We start from the raw sequence: 18,801 nt of genomic DNA on the forward strand, positions 1-18,801 counted from the left end.
GCAGCTCCGCCGCCCAGGACCCATCGGACCTGGTAACTCATGCCGCCGTCGGCCCGTCGACGCCTTCTCATTCGTGCCATGTGTTGTGCTCCCGAACTGAGATGCCCTCTCCTGGTCAGGCCATGAGTGGGACATGACGCGGACAGCCTCGCTTTAGCGAGTGGGCCACCAGTGGGACATGAGTGGGACATGTGCGCCGCCAGCGCCAGAAACGTGTCCGTTAAATGACGATAGGCCCCGGTTTCCGGGGCCCATCAACTGTGTCCGAGGGGGGACTTGAACCCCCACGCCCTTTTGGGGCACTAGCACCTCAAGCTAGCGCGTCTGCCTATTCCGCCACCCGGACGAGGTGTCGTCGAGGCCCTCGTGGAGAGGGTCGATCGCGGCCGTAACTGTAGCAAAGGAGAGGCCTGTCCCCTGCATCGGGGATCCGCCCCGGGCGCCCGCGCGCGTGCCACCATGGGCCGGGTGAGCGCACCGGAGAGCGAGACCCCCCAGGATCGGTCCTACGACCCCGCCGCGGAGGTCGTGGACATCTGTCGCGACCTGATCCGCATCGACACCACCAACACCGGCGACGGTGACGGACCGGGGGAGCGCAAGGCCGCCGAGCACGTCGCGTCGCTGCTGTCCGACGTCGGTATCGAGGTCACGCTCAGCGAGTCCCGGCCCGGCCGCACCAGCCTGCTCGCCCGCTGGGGCGGGTCGCCCGGCTCGGACAAGCCGCCGCTGCTGGTCCACGGCCACCTCGACGTCGTCCCCGCCGACGCCGACGACTGGCAGCTGCACCCGCTGTCCGGCGAGATCAAGGACGGCGCGATCTGGGGCCGCGGCGCGGTCGACATGAAGGACTTCGATGCGATCATCCTCAGCGTCGTCCGGGCCCGTCAGCGCGCCGGGAAGGCGCCCGACCGCGAGATCGTTCTCGCCTTCACCGCCGACGAGGAGGCAGGCGGGCACCAGGGCGCCGAGCACCTCATCACCGAGCACCGCGACCTGCTCGCCGACTGCTCCGAGGCCGTGGGCGAGGTCGGCGGCTTCAGCGCCACCGTCCGCGGGCAGCGCATCTACCTCATCGAGGCCGCCGAGAAGGGCATGGCCTGGATGCGCCTCACCGCGCGCGGCACCGCCGGCCACGGCTCGATGCGCAACCCCGACAACCCCGTCTCCCGTCTGACGGCCGCGGTCGCGCGCATCGGCGCCCACGAGTGGCCGGTGCAGCTCACCCCGCAGATGGAGGTGCTGCTCGCGGCGGTCGCCGACCTCGCCGGCACCGAGGCCACCCCCGAGAACGCCCCGGCGCTCATCGAGGAGTTCGGCTCCGCCGCTCGGCTGCTGAGCAACACCATCCGCCACAGCGTCAACCCCACCCGCCTCGACGCCGGCTACAAGGTCAACGTCGTGCCCGCCACCGCCACCGCCGAGCTGGACGGCCGCTTCCTGCCCGGGTTCGAGGACGACTTCTTCGGCACCCTCAAGGAGCTCATCGGCGAGGGCATCGACCTCGACTTCATCAGCAACCAGCACGCCCTCGAGACCGCCTACGAGGGCGACATCGTCACCGCCATGAACAGGTCCCTGCTGGCCGAGGACCCCGGCGCGCTCGTGGCGCCGTACCTCATGCCCGCCGGCACCGACGGCAAGCACTGGGCCAAGCTGGGCATCCGCTGCTTCGGGTTCTCCCCGCTCAAGCTGCCCGCCGACCTCGACTTCACCGCGCTCTTCCACGGCGTCGACGAGCGCGTGCCGGTCGACGCCCTCGAGTTCGGCGCCCGCGTCTTCGACCGCTTCCTCGACGACGCCTGACCCGCGGGGCGACGAAATGGCCGACGACCTGACGGTGACCCGCGCGCTGGTGATCCCCGGCGGCGAGCTGCGGGAGCGCTTCTCCCGGTCGTCGGGCCCCGGGGGACAGGGGGTCAACACCACCGACAGCCGGGTCGAGCTGTCCTTCGACGTCGCCGGCTCGCCGTCGGTGCCCGAGCCGCTGCGCGAGCGCATGCTCGACCGTCTGGCCGGGCGCCTCGTCGACGGCGTCGTCACGATCGCCGCCAGCGAGCACCGCGCGCAGCTGGCCAACCGTCAAGCCGCCCGCGAGCGGCTGGCCCAGCTGCTGCGCGAGGCCGCGGCGCCGCCTCCCCGCAAGCGTCGGGCCACCCGGCCCACGCGCGGGTCCAAGGAGCGCCGGCTCACGGCGAAGAAGCGGCGCGGCGAGACCAAGAGGCTCCGGCGGGGCGGGTTCGAGTGAGCGCCCCGGTGACGATCCCTCACACCGCGCTCCGACGACGCGCCCTGCTCACCGGCACCCTCGGGCTCGCCGCGGGCGTGGCCCTGACCGCATGCACAGGAGGAGACGTGGTCTCGACAGGCTCGACCACCGGGGACGGCTCGACCACCGGGGACGGCTCGACCACCGGGGACGGCTCGACCACCGGGGACGGCTCGACCGACGAGGACGACTCGCCGGAGCGGTTCACCTACGGCGAGGACCCCTCGCAGTGGGCCGACCTCTACCGCCCGCAGGACCCCGACGCGTCACCGGGCGTCGTGGTGGTCGTCCACGGCGGGTTCTGGAAGTCGGCGTACGGCGCCTCGCTCGGCGCCCCGCTGGCGGCCGACCTGGCGGCGCGGGGCTGGACCGCCTGGAACCTGGAGTACCGCCGGGTGGGCAACGGCGGCGGCGCCCCGGAGACCTTCGACGACGTCGCGGCGGGCATCGACCTCCTCGCCGAGGTGCCGGACCTCGACCTCGGCACCGTCCTCACCCTGGGTCACTCCGCCGGTGGGCACCTCGCCGCCTGGGCCGCAGCCCGCGGTCGCACGCAGCGGTGGGCCGACCCGCGGGTCGGGGTCACCGGCGTGGTGTCCCAGGCCGGTGTCCTCGACCTCACCGAGGCGGCCGCCGACGGTCTCGGCGCCGGCGCCGTCGAGGCCTTCATCGGTCGGGCGCCGGGCCCGTCGTACGACGACCTCGACCCGCAGCGGCAGATCCCCCTCGACGTGCCGGTGCGGTGCGTTCACGGACGCAGCGACAGCAACGTGCCGCTGTCGCAGTCCGCCGACTACGTGCGCGCCGCGCAGGAGGCCGGTGCCGACGCGGACCTGCTCGAGGTCGACGGCGACCACTTCGTGCTCATCGACCCCGGCTCGGACGTGTGGCGCTCCACCGTCGACCTGCTGACGGAGCTCGCCGGGCCGGCCGGACCCGCCTGAGCGTCCGCGACACCGCCACCCCGCGGAAGGTGCCGGGAGCGCCTGGCGCGCCGTGGCAGCATGTCGCCATGCCGTCCGGGTCCGCGCTGCCGCTGCACACCTCGTCGCGCCGGGACACCGCGTTCGGCCGCCCGCGCCGCACCGCGGAGCTCGAGTTCGAGCGGCTCACGATCCCGCGTGACTTCTCCCGCTCCTTCGTGACCCGCATGCTCGTCGACCGGGCCGAGCACGGCGGCTGGGAGCTCGACCGGGTGCGCATCCTCGCCGACGGCACGCGCAAGGTCGTGCTGCGTCGCAAGATCATCCGCCAGCGCAGCCTCGAGCAGACCGCCTGAGCCCCCCGGGAGCCTGGCGGGTCAGGGGCCGTCGGTCGTGCCCGCCCGGCCCGACACGTCGTCGAGGGCGGTGCGGATCTCGTCCGGCAGCACGCACTGCTCGGCGGTGAGCGAGCCGCGCAGCTGGGCCGCCGTGCGGGCGCCGACCAGCGCGGAGGCGACGCCGGGCCGGTCGCGCACCCAGGCCAGGGCGACCTCGAGCGGCGACCACTGGAGGCCGTCCGCGGCGCGGGCCACCGCCTCGACCACGGTGCGGCTCTGCGGGTCGAGGTAGGCGCCGACGTAGTTGCCGAAGTGCGGGGAGGCCGCGCGCGAGTCGGCCGGGGTGCCGGTGCGGTACTTGCCGGTCAGCACGCCGCGCCCGAGCGGCGCCCAGGCCAGCAGGCCGACGTCCAGCGAGAGCCCGGCCGGCACCAGCTCGTGCTCGCAGGCGCGGTTGAGCAGGGAGTACTCCACCTGGTTCGAGGCCAGCGGCACCCGCCCGGGGACCGCCCGCTGCCAGGTCGCCGCCTGCGCCATCTGCCAGCCCGCGTAGTTCGAGACCCCGACGTACGACGCCCGCCCCGTCGACACGGCGTGGTCGAGGGCGCTCAGCGTCTCCTCGAGCGGCGCGTCGTCGGACCACACGTGCACCTGCCACAGGTCGACGTGGTCCACCCCGAGGCGCTTGAGCGAGCCGTCGAGGGTGCGCAGCAGCGAGCCGCGCGAGACGTTGACCTCACGGGCGCCGCGGGACCGGGAGACCCCCGCCTTGGTCGCGAGCACGACGTCGTCGCGGGCTACCACGTCGCCCAGCAGGGCGCCGATCAGCTCCTCCGACGCGCCGTCGCCGTAGCCCGCCGCGGTGTCGAGCAGCGTGCCGCCGGCCTCCACGAACCCCTTGAGCTGGTCGCGGGCCTCGTGCTCGTCGGTGTCGCGGCCCCAGGTGAGCGTGCCGAGACCCAGGCGCGAGACCTTCAGTCCCGTCCCACCGAGCCGCCGCTGCTCCATGCGGTCCAAAGTAGACCAGCACCGCCCCACCCCGCCCGTCGGCTCGCCGAGGGTCCTGCGCCGGGGCGAGCCCGGGACGCCGTACGCTGGCGGCCGTCCCGGCGGGCGAGGCGGCCCGACCCTTCGAGCAAGAGGCACCGCGTTGGTCGACTTCATCCGAGCCGTCGTCCTCGGCGTGCTGCAGGGGCTCACCGAGTTCCTGCCCATCTCCAGCAGCGCCCACCTGCGGATCTTCCCCGAGCTGCTCGGCTGGGGCGACCCGGGCGCGGCGTTCACCGCCGTGGTCCAGATCGGCACCGAGCTGGCGGTGCTGCTCTACTTCCGCCACGACATCTGGCGCATCGCCAACGCCTGGCTGCGCTCGCTGTTCCAGCCGGCGTGGCGCGGCCACCAGGACTCCCGCATGGGCTGGTACATCATCGTCGGCTCGCTGCCGATCGTGGTCCTGGGCATCGCGCTGAAGGACGTCATCGAGCGCGACTTCCGCAGCCTGTGGATCATCGGCACCACGCTCATCGTCCTCGGCGTCGTGCTCGGCGTGGCCGACCGCATCGGCGCGATGCGGCGCTCCATCTCCGACATGACCCTCCAGCACGCCCTGATGCTGGGCGGCGCCCAGGCGCTCGCGCTGGTCCCCGGCGTCTCCCGCTCCGGCGCGACGATCAGTGCCGCCCGCCTGCTCGGCTACGACCGCGAGGCCGCGACCCGCTTCGCCTTCCTGCTCGCGATCCCGGCCGTCATCGGCGCCGGGGTCTTCCAGCTGCCGGAGATCCCCGGCGGCGAGAACGCCTACGGCACCGTGCCGACGCTGGTCGCCACGGTCGTGTCGTTCCTCGTCGGGTACGCCGCCATCGCGTGGCTGCTGCGCTACGTCACGACCCGGTCCTACCTGCCGTTCGTGATCTACCGCATCGCGCTCGGCACGCTCACGCTCGGCCTGGTCGGCACCGGGGTGCTGGCCGCCGGAGGCTGAGCTTCCCAGCCTCCGACGGCCCACCCGTGCGGGCTGCTAGCAGGGCTCGACGGCGTCCACCGTCAGGCCCTGGTCGACCACGGCCGCGTCCGTGACCAGCTGCACCGACCCCACCGAGGTGAGGATGCAGGGCGTGGTCACGCCCCCGGGCAGCGGGTGGGTGCCGTCGTAGGTGGCGATGACGTTGCCGTCGGCGTCCTTGACGTAGACGTAGTCGTAGCCGGCCTCGGTCTCCAGGAGGCTGAAGTGGAAGGCGAAGCCCGGCGAGCCGTTGTCGTAGGTCCAGGTGCAGTCACCGTTGTTGCCGTAGGGGTGCGGCGACTCGAACGGCAGCTGGGCGGTGCTGTCACCCACGCACGGCGGCGGCGGCGGGACGGCGGGCGTGCAGCCCTTGTGCACGCCGACCGCGTCCCAGGCCAGGCCGACGCTGCGACGGTCGGCACCCTTGGCCACGGCCACGGTGGCGCTGCGGGCGTCGCACATGTTGGCGTACTCCGTCAGGCTCGTGAAGGCCCGGTAGAAGATCGTCTTGGTGCGGTCCAGGCCGAGGGCCGGGACGGTCACGTCGCAGTCCTCGGTGTGGGTGTGACCGCTGGAGCCCACCGCGGAGCAGCCGGCGTTCCGGCCGCCGTTGACGGCCAGGAAGTAGGCGTGGTTCGGGATGCCGCTGTTGGTGTGCACGCCGCCGTTGTCGGCGGTGCCGGTCTCCCGCTCCGAGTAGTGGTCAGGGTTGCCGTCGTTCTGCGGGGCGCTCATGTCGCGGAACCCGGCCTCCGCACCGCCGTAGACCGGACCGGCGGGGATGACGTCCTCGCCGATGAGCCAGTCCGGCTCCGCCGCGGGGTCGAGGCCGCGCTCGTCGGCGTAGAACTCGGTGGTGTTGCCCATCATGTCGCTGAACGACTCGTTGAGCGCGCCCGACTCGTTCTCGTAGATGAGGCCCGAGGTGAACTCCGTGACCCCGTGCGTCAGCTCGTGGCCGACCACGTCGAGACCGCCGGAGAGCGGCTTGCACTGCGAGCCGTCACCGTCGCCGTAGGTCATCTGCTCGCCGTTCCAGAAGGCGTTGCAGTAGCCGACGTCGTAGTGGACGGTCGAGATGATCTTCATGCCCTCGCCGTCGATGCTGTCGCGGCCGAAGGTGTCGCCGTAGAAGTTGTCGACGAGCTCGGCGTAGTAGTGCGCGTCCACGCCGGCCGACTGTCCCGGGCTCAGCGTCGCCGGCTGGGTGAGGTCCCAGACGTCGTCGGGGTCGGTCATGAGCACGCCGGGGTGGTCCTTGCGGTTCTGGGCGTCGTAGGTCTCCTGGCGCCCGTCCGAGGAGATCATCCGGTAGGCCCCGGCCGGACCGCTGGTGTCGATGGTCTTGGTGTCGCCCTTGAGGCCGACGCCCTCGCCCTCCTCGGCCAGCGCGTCGAAGCGGTTGGTCACCTGGCCGGACTGCGCGTCGACGTACAGCGTGGGCCGGGAGGCGAAGCGCTGGGTCTCCACCTCGTAGTAGAGCGCGCCGTCGCGCGGGTCGAGCTTCAGCGTGGTGGTGCGCTCACCACGCAGACCGAGCAGGTCGGTCGCGACGCGCAGCGACTCCGCGGGGGAGAGCCGGAGCACGTTGGTCGGCTCGAGCGAGGCGAAGTGCGCGCCGATCACGGTCGTCGTCGTCCCGGAGGCGTCGCTCAGCAGGGTGACCTGGCCGCCGAGGACCTCGGCCCCGTCGACGACCTGCTGGTAGCGGGTCTGGGTGGTCCCGTCGGCGTAGGTGGTGCTCCAGACACGCTCGACGTCGTCCGGCAGCTCGTACGCCGCGGCGGCGGCACCGTCCAGCGTGAACGACCCGTCCGGCGGCAGCGCCGACGCGCTCGTGGCGGCGTCGGGGTCGGGCGTCGCGGTGGCGGGGGACAGGCCGGTGGCCGCGACCGCCAGGGGCGTCAGCAGGGTCAGGGTCAGCGCGGTCGCGCTCAGAGGTCGGCGCACTCTCATGCAGCTCTCCTTCAGGTGGGAGCCGGTCCGGCGCCTGGCGCCGCCCGGTTTGGGACCGCCCCGAGAGGGGCATGAGGGTCCAACGACGCACCTGTGAGCCGCGTTACGCCCGGCCGGTCCCCGGTGGGTGCCGCCGGGCGCTCACAGCCAGCCCGACTTCTTGAAGATCCGGTAGAGCACGATCCCGGGCACGACCATCAGCGAGAGCGCCCACGCGTAGCCGAAGCGCCAGCCCAGCTCGGGCATGTCGACGAAGTTCATGCCGTAGATGCCGGCCACGAGCGTGCCGACGGCCGCGATCGCGACCCAGGCCGAGATCCGGCGCATGTCCTCGTTCTGCTCGACGGTGATGAGGGCCAGGTGGGCCTCGAACGCCGTCGAGAGCAGCTGGTCGAGCGTCTCGACCGCCTCGGCCACCCGGACGACGTGGTCGGCGATGTCGCGGAAGAACGTGCCCGAGTCCTCGTGGAGGTAGGGGTAGGAGGTGGCCGCGAAGCGCTGCATGGGGGTGCGCAGCGGCAGCACCGCCCGGCGGAACTCCGCGATCTCGCGCTTGAGGACGTAGATCCGGCGGCTGTCCTGGGTGCGGCCGGGGGAGAACACCGACTCCTCGACCTCGTCGACGTCGGTCTCGAGCTCGGCGGCCACCTCCTCGTAGCCGTCGACGATGCGGTCGCACACCGAGTAGACGACCGCCGAGGGGCCGTGCCCGTGGAGGTGGGTCTTGCGCTCGAGGTCGTGACGGACGCCGGCCAGCTCGACGCCCTCGCCCTGGCGCACGGTGACGACGAAGTCGGGACCGATGAACATCGAGACCTGCCCGGTCTCGACCTCGTCGCGCGCGTCGACGTACCAGAGGGTCTTGACGACCATGAACAGCATGTCGTCGTAGGGCTCGACCTTGGGACGCTGGTGCCGCGACAGCGAGTCCTCCACGGCCAGCGGGTGGAGCCCGAAGATCTCCTCGAGGTCGGCCATCTCGGCGTGGTCGGGCTCGTGCAGCCCCACCCACACGAAGCCGGTCGGCTCCTCGTCGTCCGCGCAGGCCGCGCGCGCCTCCTCGCGGACCCGGCGCAGCGCCTGCGGCGTGAAGTCCAGCGGGTGCCGCACCCCGTCGCGATACCACGCGCTGTCGACGATCATGGCGCCACTGTAAGGACACCGGGATGCCGGTGCGGGAGGACGACCTACTCTGGGCGGCATGGCGACGGTCATCTTGGTCAGGCACGGCCGGACGACGGCCAACACGGCCGGCGTCCTCGCCGGGCGCTCCCCGGGCGTGCGGCTCGACGACCGCGGCCGCGAGCAGGTGGCCCGCCTGGGCGAGCGGCTCTCGGGCGTGCCCCTGCGGGGCATCGTCTCGAGCCCCATGGTGCGGTGCCGCGAGACCGCCGCCGCCGTCGCCGAGCGCCAGCAGCCGGGGCCCGCGACGGTCGAGCGGGAGAGCGCCCTGGCCGAGGTCGACTACGGCGAGTGGACCGGCGGCACGCTGGCGACGCTGGCCAAGGAGCCGCTGTGGCGCACCGTGCAGGCCCACCCCTCCGCGGTCACGTTCCCCGGCGGGGAGTCGATGTCGGGCATGGCCGCACGCGCCGTCGCCGCCGTACGTCGGTGGGACGCGCGGGTGGCCGCCGAGCACGGCGACGACGCGCCCTGGGTGGCGGTCAGCCACGGCGACGTCATCAAGGCCGTCCTGGCCGACGCGCTGGGCATCCACCTCGACCAGTTCCAGCGGATCGTGGTCGACCCGGCGTCGGTCTCGGTCGTCCGCTACACCCCGGACCGCCCCTTCGTGCTGATGTCCAACAGCCACGACGGCGACCTGTCCTTCCTCGCCCCGCCCGCGAAGAAGCGCGGAGCCGCCCGGAAGCGGCGGGCGCCGGCCTCCGGGGACGCCGCGGTCGGCGGCGGCGCCGGACCGGACCGGGGATAGGGTCGAGAGCATGCCGATCGTTCACCGCTACGACCCGCCGGAGCGCTTCGTGGCCGGCACCGTCGGGGCCCCCGGGCAGCGCACCTTCTTCCTCCAGGCACGCTCCGGCGTGCGCATCACCAGCGTGGCGCTGGAGAAGCAGCAGGTCCTCGTGCTCGCCGAGCGCCTGGAGTCCCTGCTCGACGACCTCATGCAGGCCCAGGGCGAGGTGCTCATCCCCGCCGTCACCCCTGCCGGCTCGCAGGACAGCGAGCCCCTCGAGCAGCCCATCGACGAGGAGTTCCGCGCCGGGACGATGACGCTGGCCTGGGACGACGACGCGGGGCGCGTGATCATCGAGGTCTTCCCGGTCGAGGACTCGATCGAGGTCACCGAGGTCGACCCGGCCGAGGGCGACGCTCCCGGCGTGAGCGAGGTCGTCGAGCTGGAGGTCGAGGAGATCGAGCCAGACGAGCTGCTCGTCGTCAGCCTGCCGCCGGCCCTGGCCCGCGCCTTCTGCGAGCGTGCGCAGGCCGTCGTGGCCGCCGGCCGACCGCCGTGCCAGTTCTGCGGCAACCCCCTGGACCCGGCCGGACACCTGTGCCCGCGGGCGAACGGGTTCCGGCGCCGGTGAGGCCGGTCGCGTGACCGAGGACCTCCGCGCGCTCCGCGACGACCTCACCGTCGGCACCCTCGAGATCCGGGGCCGCATCATGCCGGCCTCCAACGCCACCTTCCTGGCCGAGGTCGCCACGCCCGCCGGCCCGGTGCCCTGCGTGTGGAAGCCGGTCGCCGGCGAGCGCCCGCTGTGGGACTTCCCCCTGGGCACGCTGGCCGAGCGCGAGGTGGCGGCCTACGCCGTCTCCGTCGCCACCGGCTGGGACGTCGTCCCGCTCACCCTGCTGCGCGAGGGCCCCCACGGCGTCGGCATGCTCCAGGTCTGGCAGGAGCCCGTCGACGACCCCGAGGGCAGGGACGCCGTCGACCTGTGCCCACCCGGAGAGGTGCCGCCCGGCTACCGCAGCGTGCTGGAGGCCGAGGACGGCGCCGGCAACGACGTCGTGCTGGTCCACGACGAGAGCCCGGCGCTGCGCCGGATGTCGGTGTTCGACGTGGTCGTGAACAACGCCGACCGCAAGGGCGGCCACGTGCTGGCCATGGCCGACGGCCACCGCTACGGCGTCGACCACGGCATCTGCTTCCACAGCGACTACAAGCTGCGCACGGTCCTGTGGGGCTGGGCCGACGAGCCGCTCACCGGTGAGGAGACCGACGTGCTGGCGCGGCTCTCCGAGGAGCTGCTGCCCGGCGGCCCGCTCGCCGAGGAGCTCTCCGACCTGGTGGCCGACGTCGAGCTGGACGCCCTGCGCGCCCGCTGCCGGCGGCTGCTGCGGGAGGGTCGGCTGCCCTCGCCGGCCGGCCACTGGCCGGCCGTCCCCTGGCCGGCGTTCTGACCTCGGGCGCTGGGTAGGCTTCGCGGCATGCGCGCCTGGCCCACCGTCCCCGTCCCCTCCCTGGCGCGACTCGGCGACGCCGCGGTGCCGCAGGTCCACGACACCGCGCGCGGCGGACCGGTGCCGAGCGTGGCGCCGGGGTCGCCGCAGGGATCGGCCCGCCTCTACGTCTGCGGCATCACGCCGTACGACGCCACGCACCTGGGCCACGCCGCGACGTACCTCGCCTTCGACCTGCTCAACCGGGCCTGGCGCGACGCCGGCCTGACGGTGACCTACGTGCAGAACGTCACCGACGTCGACGACCCGCTGCTCGAGCGGGCCGACCGGGACGGCGAGGACTGGCGCGACCTGGCCGAGCGGGAGATCGAGCGCTTCCGCGGCGACATGACCGCGCTGCGCGTGCTGCCGCCCGACCACTACGTCGGCGCCGTGGAGTCGATCCCGCTCGTGGTGGAGGCGGTGCAGCGCCTGGCCGAGGCGGGCACGGCGTACGACGTGGACGGCGACTGGTACTTCTCGGTGCACGCCGACCCGGCCTTCGGAGCGGTCTCGGGGATGGACGAGGACACCATGCCCGCGGTGTTCGCCGAGCGCGGCGGCGACCCCGACCGCGCCGGCAAGAAGCACCCGCTCGACTGCCTGCTCTGGCGCGCCGAGCGCCCGGGGGAGCCGTCGTGGCCCTCCCCGTGGGGTCCGGGACGTCCCGGCTGGCACATCGAGTGCAGTGCGATCGCCGCCCACCACCTCGGCACCGCCTTCGACGTGCAGGGCGGCGGCAGCGACCTCGTCTTCCCGCACCACGAGATGAGCGCCTCCGAGGCCCACGTCATGCAGCCGTCGGGGCCGTTCGCGCACGCCTACGTGCACGCGGGCATGGTCGGCTACGACGGCGAGAAGATGTCGAAGTCGCGCGGCAACCTGGTGTTCGTGTCCCGGCTGCGCGAGCAGGGCCTCGACCCCCGCCACCTCCGGCTGGCGCTGCTGGCCCACCACTACCGGGCCGACTGGGAGTGGTTCGACAGCGAGCTCGACGTGGCCGCCTCCCGTCTCGCCCGGTGGCAGGCGGCCCTGCCGGGCACCGACCTCGTCACCGCCGAGCGGCTGGTCGCCGAGGTCCGGGCCGCCCTCGCCGACGACCTCGACGCCCCCCGGGCGCTGGCCGCGCTCGACGCGTGGGCGGCGGAGCCCGGCACGGGTGACGGCTCGGGCAAGACGCTCGTGCGCGACCTCGTCGACGCCCGCCTCGGCGTCGACCTCTGACGCGGGGGAGCGGAGTCCCTCAGTCCTCCGGGTGGTCGCGGCGCTTGAGGTAGCGCTCGAACTCCCGGGCGATCGCCTCGCCGCTGGCCTCGGGCAGCTCGGCGGTGTCGCGGGTCTCCTCGAGGGCCCGGACGTAGTCGCCGATCTCCTCGTCCTCCTCGGAGAGCTCGTCGACCCCGCGCTCCCACGCCCGCGACTCCTCGGGCAGGTCGCCGAGGGGGATGCTGATCTCCAGCAGGTCCTCGAGCTGCCCCAGCAGGGCCAGGGTCGCCTTCGGGCACGGCGGCTGCGCGACGTAGTGGGGGACGGCCGCCCAGAAGGAGACCGACGGCATGTCGGTGCGGATGCAGGCGTCCTGGAAGACCCCCACGATGCCGGTCGGCCCCTCGTAGGTCGACTGCTCGAGCTTGAGGCGGTCGGCCAGCTCGGGCTCGGTGGTGGTGCCGGAGACCGGGATGGGTCGGGTGTGCGGGGTGTCGGCGAGGAGCGCGCCCAGCGTCACCACCATCTCGGTGCCGAGCTCGTCGGCGCCGGCGAGCAGCTCGGCGCAGAACTGGCGCCAGCGCATGTTGGGCTCGATGCCGCGCAGCAGGATCACGTCGCGCAGCGCCCCCGGCGGTGAGGCGACCGACAGCTGCGTGGAGGGCCAGGTGATGCGGCGCATGCCGCTCTCGTCGGTGCCGACGACCGGGCGGTTGACCTGGAAGTCGTAGAAGTCCTCGGGGTCGATGACGGCGACCATCCGGGTGTCCCACACCTTGAGCAGGTGGTCGACCACGCCGGACGCGGCGTCGGCGGCGTCGTTCCAGCCCTCGAAGGCGGCGATGAGGACGGGCGACCGCAGGGCGGGGAACTCCTCGATCTCGATCACGTCCCCACCCTATGCCGCGACCGTCCCGCTGGGTGGCAGGCGGCGCCCACCCTCGTCCGCCTCTCCTACCCTGGTGAGGTGACCCATCCCCAGCACGACGACCAGCGCGAGCCCTCGCTCGTCCGCCCCGACCTCACGGCGGAGCTGAGCGAGCTCATGCGCGCGCGGGTGCTGGTCCTCGACGGGGCGATGGGCACCGCCATCCAGCGCGACCGTCCCGACGAGGCCGGCTACCGGGGCGAGCGCTTCGCCGACTGGCCGAGCGACCTCCAGGGCAACAACGACCTCCTGACGCTGACCCAGCCCGACCTCGTGCGCGCCATCCACGAGGAGTACCTCGCCGCCGGTGCCGACGTCATCGAGACCAACACCTTCAACGCCACGTCGGTCTCGCTGCGCGACTACGGCATGGAGGAGCTCTCCTACGAGATCAACCTCGAGTCCGCCCGGCTGGCGCGGGCGGCCGCCGACACGGTCACCGCCCAGGACCCCGACCGGCCGCGGTACGTCGCGGGCGCGCTCGGGCCCACGACCCGCACGGCCTCGATCTCGCCCGACGTCAACGACCCGGGCATGCGTAACGTCGGCTTCGTCGACCTGCACGAGGCCTACTTGGTCGCGGCCCGCGGCCTCGTCGACGGCGGCGCGGACCTGCTGCTCATCGAGACCGTGTTCGACACCCTCAACGCCAAGGCGGCCATCAGCGCCGTCGAGGCGCTCTTCGTCGAGCGCGGGCGTCGCTGGCCGGTCGGGATCTCCGGCACCATCACCGACGCGTCGGGCCGCACGCTGTCGGGCCAGACCACCGAGGCCTTCTGGCACTCGGTGCGCCACGCCCGCCCGCTGTTCGTCGGCCTCAACTGCGCCCTGGGCGCTGCGGAGATGCGTCCCTACCTCGCCGAGATCGCGCGCGTGGCCGACACGTTCGTCTCCTGCTACCCCAACGCCGGGCTGCCCAACGCGTTCGGCGAGTACGACGAGGCCGCCGAGGAGACCGCGGCCATCGTGGGGGAGTTCGCCGACTCCGGGCTGCTCAACATCGTCGGCGGCTGCTGCGGCACCACCCCGGCCCACGTCGCGGCCATCGCCGACCGGGTCTCCGGGCTCGCGCCGCGCGACGTCCCCGAGGTGCCCGCCGCCCTGCGCCTCTCGGGCCTGGAGCCGGTGACGATCACCGAGGAGACGCTCTTCGTCAACGTGGGGGAGCGCACGAACATCACCGGCTCCGCCCGCTTCCGCAACCTCATCAAGTCCGGCGACTACGACACCGCGCTGAGCGTGGCCCGCCAGCAGGTCGAGGCCGGCGCCCAGGTCATCGACGTCAACATGGACGAGGGCATGATCGACGGCGTCGCGGCCATGGACCGCTTCACCAAGCTCATCGCCTCCGAGCCCGACATCAGCCGCGTGCCGCTGATGATCGACTCGTCGAAGTGGGAGGTCATCGAGACCGGCCTGCGCAACACCCAGGGCAAGCCGATCGTGAACTCGATCTCCATGAAGGAGGGCGAGGAGGCCTTCCTGCGCCAGGCGCGGGCCTGCAAGGCGTACGGCGCCGCCGTCGTGGTCATGGCCTTCGACGAGGACGGCCAGGCCGACACCCTCGAGCGCCGCAAGGAGGTCTGCGGCCGGGCCTACCGGCTGCTCGTCGACGAGGTCGGCCTCGACCCCCACGACATCGTGTTCGACCCCAACGTCTTCGCGATCGCCACCGGGATCGAGGAGCACGCGGCGTACGGCCAGGACTTCATCGAGGCGGTCCGCTGGATCAAGCAGAACCTGCCCGGCGCGCTCGTCTCGGGCGGCATCTCCAACGTGTCGTTCTCCTTCCGCGGCAACAACGCGGTGCGTGAGGCGATCCACGCCGTCTTCCTGTTCCACGCGATCGAGGCGGGCCTCGACATGGGGATCGTCAACGCAGGGGCGCTGGCCGTCTACGACGAGATCGACGCCGAGCTGCGCGACCGCATCGAGGACGTCGTGCTCAACCGGCGCCCGGACGCCACCGAGCGGATGCTCGAGATCGCCGAGCGGTTCCGCGGCGACGGCGCGGTGGCGCAGACCGCCGACGACTCCTGGCGCGAGCTCGGCGTCGAGGAGCGGATCACCCACGCGCTGGTCAAGGGCATCGACGCCCACGTCGAGGAGGACACCGAGGAGCTGCGCCTGGTCATCGCCGAGCGCGGGGGCCGGCCCCTCGAGGTGATCGAGGGCCCGCTCATGGACGGCATGAACGTCGTCGGCGACCTCTTCGGCGCCGGCAAGATGTTCCTGCCCCAGGTGGTGAAGTCCGCCCGCGTCATGAAGAAGGCGGTGGCACACCTCATCCCCTTCATCGAGGCGGAGAAGGAGGCCGACCCGACGCTGGCCAAGCACACCAAGGGCACGATCGTGATGGCCACGGTCAAGGGCGACGTGCACGACATCGGCAAGAACATCGTCGGGGTCGTGCTGCAGTGCAACAACTACGAGGTCATCGACCTCGGGGTCATGGTCCCGGGCCAGAAGATCATCGACGCGGTCAAGGAGCACGGCGCCGACATCGTCGGTCTCTCCGGGCTCATCACGCCCTCGCTCGACGAGATGGTCGGCTTCGCCTCCGAGCTCGAGCGCCAGGGCCTGGAGATCCCGCTGCTCATCGGCGGGGCCACCACCAGCCGGGCGCACACCGCCGTGAAGGTGGACCCGAAGTACCACGGCCCCGTGGTCTGGGTGAAGGACGCCTCGCGCTCCGTGCCGGTCGCCGCCGCGCTGCTCTCGGACCGGCAGCGGCCCGACTTCCTGGCCGGGGTCGAGGCCGACTTCGACTCGGTGCGCGAGCGGCACGCCAGCCGTCAGAAGGCGCGGCCCATGACGTCGCTGGAGAAGGCGCGCAGCAACGCCACCCCGATCGACTGGGACGGCTACACCCCGCCGGCCCCGCTGCTCGAGGGAGCCGCCGACGGGGCCGTCCGCGTGCTCGACGACGTCGACCTCGCCGAGCTGCGCGACTACATCGACTGGCAGCCGTTCTTCAACGCCTGGGAGATGAAGGGCGCCTTCCCCGACATCCTCAACAACCCCAGCAGCGGCGAGGCCGCGCGACGTCTCTGGGACGACGCCCAGGCCATGCTGGACACCGTCATCGCGGAGGACTGGATCAGCGCCCGCGGCGTGGTCGGCCTCTTCCCGGCCAACCAGGTCGGTCACGACGACCTCGAGGTCTACACCGACGCCGGCCGCACCGACGTGCGCGAGAAGCTGCACCACCTGCGTCAGCAGGGCGAGCACCGTCACGGCCTGCCGCACCGGTCGCTGGCCGACTTCGTGGCGCCGAAGGCGACCGGGCTGCCCGACCACGTCGGCGCCTTCGCCGTGACGGCCGGGATCGGCGTCGCGGAGCGGGTCAAGGCCTTCCAGGCCGAGCACGACGACTACTCCGCGATCATGCTGGAGTCGCTGGCCGACCGGCTGGCGGAGGCGTTCGCCGAGCGGCTCCACGAGCGGGTGCGCACCGAGCTGTGGGGCTACTCGCCCGACGAGAAGCTCGACAACCGCGAGCTCATCAAGGAGAAGTACGACGGGATCCGGCCGGCGCCGGGCTACCCGGCGTGCCCGGACCACACCGAGAAGCAGACGCTGTGGCGCCTGCTCGACGTCGAGGCGAACATCGGCCTGCAGCTGACCGAGAGCATGGCGATGTGGCCCGGCGCCGCGGTCAGCGGCTTCTACTTCTCGCACCCGCAGTCGCAGTACTTCGTGGTGGGGCGCCTGGGACAGGACCAGGTCGCCGACTACGCGAACCGCAAGGGCTGGACGCTGCCCGAGGGGGAGCGCTGGCTGGCGCCGAACCTCGGCTACGAGCCGGAGGACTGATGCCCGAGCCCTCCGCGGCGCCGGGGTCGCACGACCTCGCCGGCGTCCTGCTGGACATGGACGGCACCCTGGTCGACACCGAGCCGTTCTGGTTCGAGGCCGAGAAGGCGGTGGTCGCCGAGCACGGTGGCACCTGGAGCGACGAGCAGGCGCTGAGCATGGTGGGCAGCGACCTGCTGACCTGCGCCCGCCGGCTGCGCGACGAGGGCGGGGTGACGGCCGACCCGCACGCGGTCGTGGACCGTCTGGTGTCCCACGTCATCGAGCGCACGCGCCGGGAGGTGCCCTGGCGTCCCGGTGCCCGCGAGCTGCTGGCCGACCTCCGTCACCACGCGGTGCCGACCGCGCTGGTCACCATGTCGTGGCGCCCGCTGGCCGACGCCCTCGTGGCGGACCTCCCGGCCGGCACGTTCGACGCGGTGGTGACCGGCGACGCCGTCACCCACGGCAAGCCCCACCCGGAGCCCTACCTCACCGCTGCCGCGCTGCTGGGGGTGGACCCGACCCGCTGCGTCGCGATCGAGGACTCCGTCACCGGCGCGGCCTCGGCCGACGCGGCCGGCTGCCTGGTGCTCGTCGTGCCGCACCACGTCCCGGTCGACGACGGCCCGAGCCGTGTCGTGGTGCCCGGGCTCGAGGGCGTGGGCACCGCCGACCTCCGCCAGTGGATCAGCGACCGGGCCGACCGGGCTGGGGCAGGTCGCCGATGACGGCGTTCAGGTCGAGGATGAGCTCGCGGAGGTCGGTCGCGGCCTGGTCGAGCTGGAAGGCGATCGTGCTGGCGGCGTGAGCCTCCACGTCGTCGAGCTTGCGGCGCAGGATCTGCAGCCGCAGACCGGCGGCGAAGATGCGCTGGAGCACGTTGTCGTTGGCGTCGCGGACCGCGAGGGCGTGGCGGCGGCGCAGGTCGACCTGGCGGGCGTACTCCTCGTTGGCCTGCTCGAGGTCGCGCCGGCTGCGGCCCAACGAGTGGCGTGAGCTGACGTCGGTGGCGACGCCGTCCACGTGCAGGGCGCCGTCGACGGTCCGCGGGACCGTGCGCCACGAGACCCACCGCTCCGTGCCGTCCCCGGCGAGGAGACGGATCTCGACCTCGAGGGGCTGCCCCGTCCGCGCGGCCTGCTCGAGCTCGCGCACGGCGGGCAGGTCGTCGGGGTGAGCGTGACGCTCGACCAGCGGCACCAGCGCCTCCTCGGAGGAGACCGGCGCGCCGAAGACCGTGGCGGAGTTCGGTCCGAAGTAGCGCCACTCGAGCTCGTCGTCGACGACCTGGACCGTGAAGGCGAAGACGTCGACGAGGGCCATCGTGCGCTCGACGGACGAGCCGTCGGGGGTGCCCGCGGTCACAGGCGCGTCCGTCGTCGGGGTCGGCGGCGGTGCGCCCTCCTCCTGGACGCGGCGGCCGACCATCCGGGCCACGGTCTCCAGGAGCGCCAGCTCGGCGCCGGCGGGCTCGCGCAGGTCGGGTCCGGCGAAGGTGAGCGCCCCGGTCGCCCCGGTCTCGCCCCGGACCGGGACCGTCAGCGTGGGGACGTCGCCGTCACGCCACAGGACCCGCCGGGACCCCCACGTGTCCGGCTCGAGGTCCTCGGGCTGGGGGAGGGGGCTCCGAGCCGCATCGTCCTCACCCGGCCGGCCGCCCTCGGCGTACCAGCGTCGCGCGACGGCGTCCGCGACGGCGTACGTCGCCGTCTGCCACCCGACCAGGGCTCCGAGACCGCGGACCAGGGCGTCGAGATCGTCGTCGGGGTGGGGCCGCCCCGTGGTGCCCTGCCCGTGCGGATCCGCGCTCATGCGGTGCTTGCCCTCCAGGTCCCGACCCCCGTCAACTGCTCACACGGTAGGGGGAGAAGGCCCCGAACGCGGCGAAGCGGACGGACCTGAACGCGTGTCGTGGGGCCGGCCCGGTCGACGACCGGCGCGCCCTCGGGACCAACGTCCCACCGAACGGACAGGCG

Annotated in this window: 16 protein-coding genes and 1 tRNA gene; 11 read left to right on the forward strand and 6 right to left on the reverse strand. The window is 73.0% G+C overall.

Annotated features, from left to right (window positions below; all coding sequences use genetic code 11):
- Positions 1-261: 261 nt before the first annotated feature.
- Positions 262-346, reverse strand: a tRNA-Leu gene (locus G7072_RS08640).
- 122 nt (positions 347-468) lie between these two features.
- Between G7072_RS08640 and G7072_RS08645 the strand changes: the two genes are divergently transcribed.
- The 4 genes from G7072_RS08645 (at position 469) to G7072_RS08660 (ending at position 3,548) form a co-directional block, all read left to right on the forward strand.
- A complete protein-coding gene (locus tag G7072_RS08645; protein WP_240917215.1) occupies positions 469-1,806 on the forward strand; it encodes a M20/M25/M40 family metallo-hydrolase in 1,338 nt (445 codons plus the stop codon).
- A 16-nt stretch (positions 1,807-1,822) separates the two neighbouring features.
- On the forward strand, positions 1,823-2,248 hold the full coding sequence (gene arfB, locus G7072_RS08650; RefSeq protein ID WP_166085471.1) for an alternative ribosome rescue aminoacyl-tRNA hydrolase ArfB: 426 nt from the start codon (positions 1,823-1,825) through the stop codon (positions 2,246-2,248).
- A gap of 8 nt (positions 2,249-2,256) precedes the next feature.
- Positions 2,257-3,213, forward strand: a complete 957-nt coding sequence (locus G7072_RS08655; protein WP_206063327.1) for an alpha/beta hydrolase — start codon at positions 2,257-2,259, stop codon at positions 3,211-3,213.
- A 68-nt stretch (positions 3,214-3,281) separates the two neighbouring features.
- Positions 3,282-3,548 carry a DUF5703 family protein gene (locus G7072_RS08660; protein WP_346766224.1) on the forward strand — a complete coding sequence of 89 codons (267 nt, stop codon included), beginning with the start codon at positions 3,282-3,284 and terminating at the stop codon, positions 3,546-3,548.
- 21 nt (positions 3,549-3,569) lie between these two features.
- Here G7072_RS08660 and G7072_RS08665 read toward each other — a convergent pair whose 3' ends face one another.
- A complete protein-coding gene (locus G7072_RS08665; RefSeq protein ID WP_166085473.1) occupies positions 3,570-4,538 on the reverse strand; it encodes an aldo/keto reductase in 969 nt (322 codons plus the stop codon).
- A 142-nt stretch (positions 4,539-4,680) separates the two neighbouring features.
- On the opposite strand from G7072_RS08665, the gene G7072_RS08670 reads away from it, so the two are divergent.
- Positions 4,681-5,511 (forward strand): undecaprenyl-diphosphate phosphatase, encoded by an 831-nt coding sequence (locus tag G7072_RS08670; protein WP_240917216.1) that lies wholly within the window; start codon positions 4,681-4,683, stop codon positions 5,509-5,511.
- Positions 5,512-5,547: 36 nt separating this feature from the next.
- On the opposite strand, the gene G7072_RS08675 is transcribed toward G7072_RS08670, so the two are convergent.
- Complete coding sequence (locus G7072_RS08675) at positions 5,548-7,488, reverse strand: M4 family metallopeptidase (protein WP_166085478.1); 1,941 nt, start codon at positions 7,486-7,488, stop codon at positions 5,548-5,550.
- Between the two features lie 141 nt (positions 7,489-7,629).
- Entirely contained in the window at positions 7,630-8,631 is a 1,002-nt protein-coding gene (gene corA / locus G7072_RS08680; RefSeq protein ID WP_166085480.1) for a magnesium/cobalt transporter CorA, read from the reverse strand.
- Between the two features lie 58 nt (positions 8,632-8,689).
- Here corA and G7072_RS08685 point away from each other — a divergent pair, with 58 nt between their 5' ends.
- From G7072_RS08685 to mshC, 4 genes are read left to right on the forward strand one after another with little or no spacing between them, the layout of a single operon-like run.
- Positions 8,690-9,421, forward strand: a complete 732-nt coding sequence (locus G7072_RS08685; RefSeq protein WP_166085482.1) for an MSMEG_4193 family putative phosphomutase — start codon at positions 8,690-8,692, stop codon at positions 9,419-9,421.
- Between the two features lie 10 nt (positions 9,422-9,431).
- Positions 9,432-10,034 (forward strand): DUF3090 domain-containing protein, encoded by a 603-nt coding sequence (locus tag G7072_RS08690; RefSeq protein WP_166085484.1) that lies wholly within the window; start codon positions 9,432-9,434, stop codon positions 10,032-10,034.
- 10 nt (positions 10,035-10,044) lie between these two features.
- Entirely contained in the window at positions 10,045-10,854 is an 810-nt protein-coding gene (locus G7072_RS08695) for an SCO1664 family protein (protein WP_240917217.1), read from the forward strand.
- A 27-nt stretch (positions 10,855-10,881) separates the two neighbouring features.
- A complete protein-coding gene (gene mshC / locus G7072_RS08700; protein WP_166085486.1) occupies positions 10,882-12,117 on the forward strand; it encodes a cysteine--1-D-myo-inosityl 2-amino-2-deoxy-alpha-D-glucopyranoside ligase in 1,236 nt (411 codons plus the stop codon).
- Positions 12,118-12,136: 19 nt separating this feature from the next.
- On the opposite strand, the gene G7072_RS08705 is transcribed toward mshC, so the two are convergent.
- Positions 12,137-12,988 carry a PAC2 family protein gene (locus G7072_RS08705; protein WP_166085488.1) on the reverse strand — a complete coding sequence of 284 codons (852 nt, stop codon included), beginning with the start codon at positions 12,986-12,988 and terminating at the stop codon, positions 12,137-12,139.
- A gap of 144 nt (positions 12,989-13,132) precedes the next feature.
- On the opposite strand from G7072_RS08705, the gene metH reads away from it, so the two are divergent.
- On the forward strand, positions 13,133-16,843 hold the full coding sequence (metH, locus tag G7072_RS08710; RefSeq protein ID WP_346766228.1) for a methionine synthase: 3,711 nt from the start codon (positions 13,133-13,135) through the stop codon (positions 16,841-16,843).
- Positions 16,843-17,553 (forward strand): HAD family phosphatase, encoded by a 711-nt coding sequence (locus G7072_RS08715; RefSeq protein WP_240917218.1) that lies wholly within the window; start codon positions 16,843-16,845, stop codon positions 17,551-17,553. Before metH ends, G7072_RS08715 begins: the two co-directional genes overlap by 1 nt.
- Here the strand turns inward: G7072_RS08715 and G7072_RS08720 are convergent.
- Entirely contained in the window at positions 17,513-18,637 is a 1,125-nt protein-coding gene (locus tag G7072_RS08720; RefSeq protein WP_166085492.1) for a PAS domain-containing protein, read from the reverse strand. The two genes, G7072_RS08715 and G7072_RS08720, sit on opposite strands and share 41 nt — an antisense overlap.
- Positions 18,638-18,801: the final 164 nt, after the last annotated feature.

The organism is Nocardioides sp. HDW12B, assembly GCF_011299595.1.
In the GTDB taxonomy this organism is placed as follows: domain Bacteria; phylum Actinomycetota; class Actinomycetes; order Propionibacteriales; family Nocardioidaceae; genus Marmoricola_A.

Coding starts and splice junctions, on each gene's coding strand:
- G7072_RS08660 (WP_346766224.1), top strand. CDS start 3,282: ATGCCGTCCGGGTCCGCGCTGCCGCTGCACACCTCGTCGCGCCGGGAC.
- G7072_RS08685 (WP_166085482.1), top strand. CDS start 8,690: ATGGCGACGGTCATCTTGGTCAGGCACGGCCGGACGACGGCCAACACG.
- G7072_RS08690 (WP_166085484.1), top strand. CDS start 9,432: ATGCCGATCGTTCACCGCTACGACCCGCCGGAGCGCTTCGTGGCCGGC.
- G7072_RS08665 (WP_166085473.1), bottom strand. CDS start 4,538: ATGGAGCAGCGGCGGCTCGGTGGGACGGGACTGAAGGTCTCGCGCCTG.
- G7072_RS08675 (WP_166085478.1), bottom strand. CDS start 7,488: ATGAGAGTGCGCCGACCTCTGAGCGCGACCGCGCTGACCCTGACCCTG.
- G7072_RS08715 (WP_240917218.1), top strand. CDS start 16,843: ATGCCCGAGCCCTCCGCGGCGCCGGGGTCGCACGACCTCGCCGGCGTC.
- mshC (WP_166085486.1), top strand. CDS start 10,882: ATGCGCGCCTGGCCCACCGTCCCCGTCCCCTCCCTGGCGCGACTCGGC.
- corA (WP_166085480.1), bottom strand. CDS start 8,631: ATGATCGTCGACAGCGCGTGGTATCGCGACGGGGTGCGGCACCCGCTG.
- G7072_RS08720 (WP_166085492.1), bottom strand. CDS start 18,637: ATGAGCGCGGATCCGCACGGGCAGGGCACCACGGGGCGGCCCCACCCC.
- arfB (WP_166085471.1), top strand. CDS start 1,823: ATGGCCGACGACCTGACGGTGACCCGCGCGCTGGTGATCCCCGGCGGC.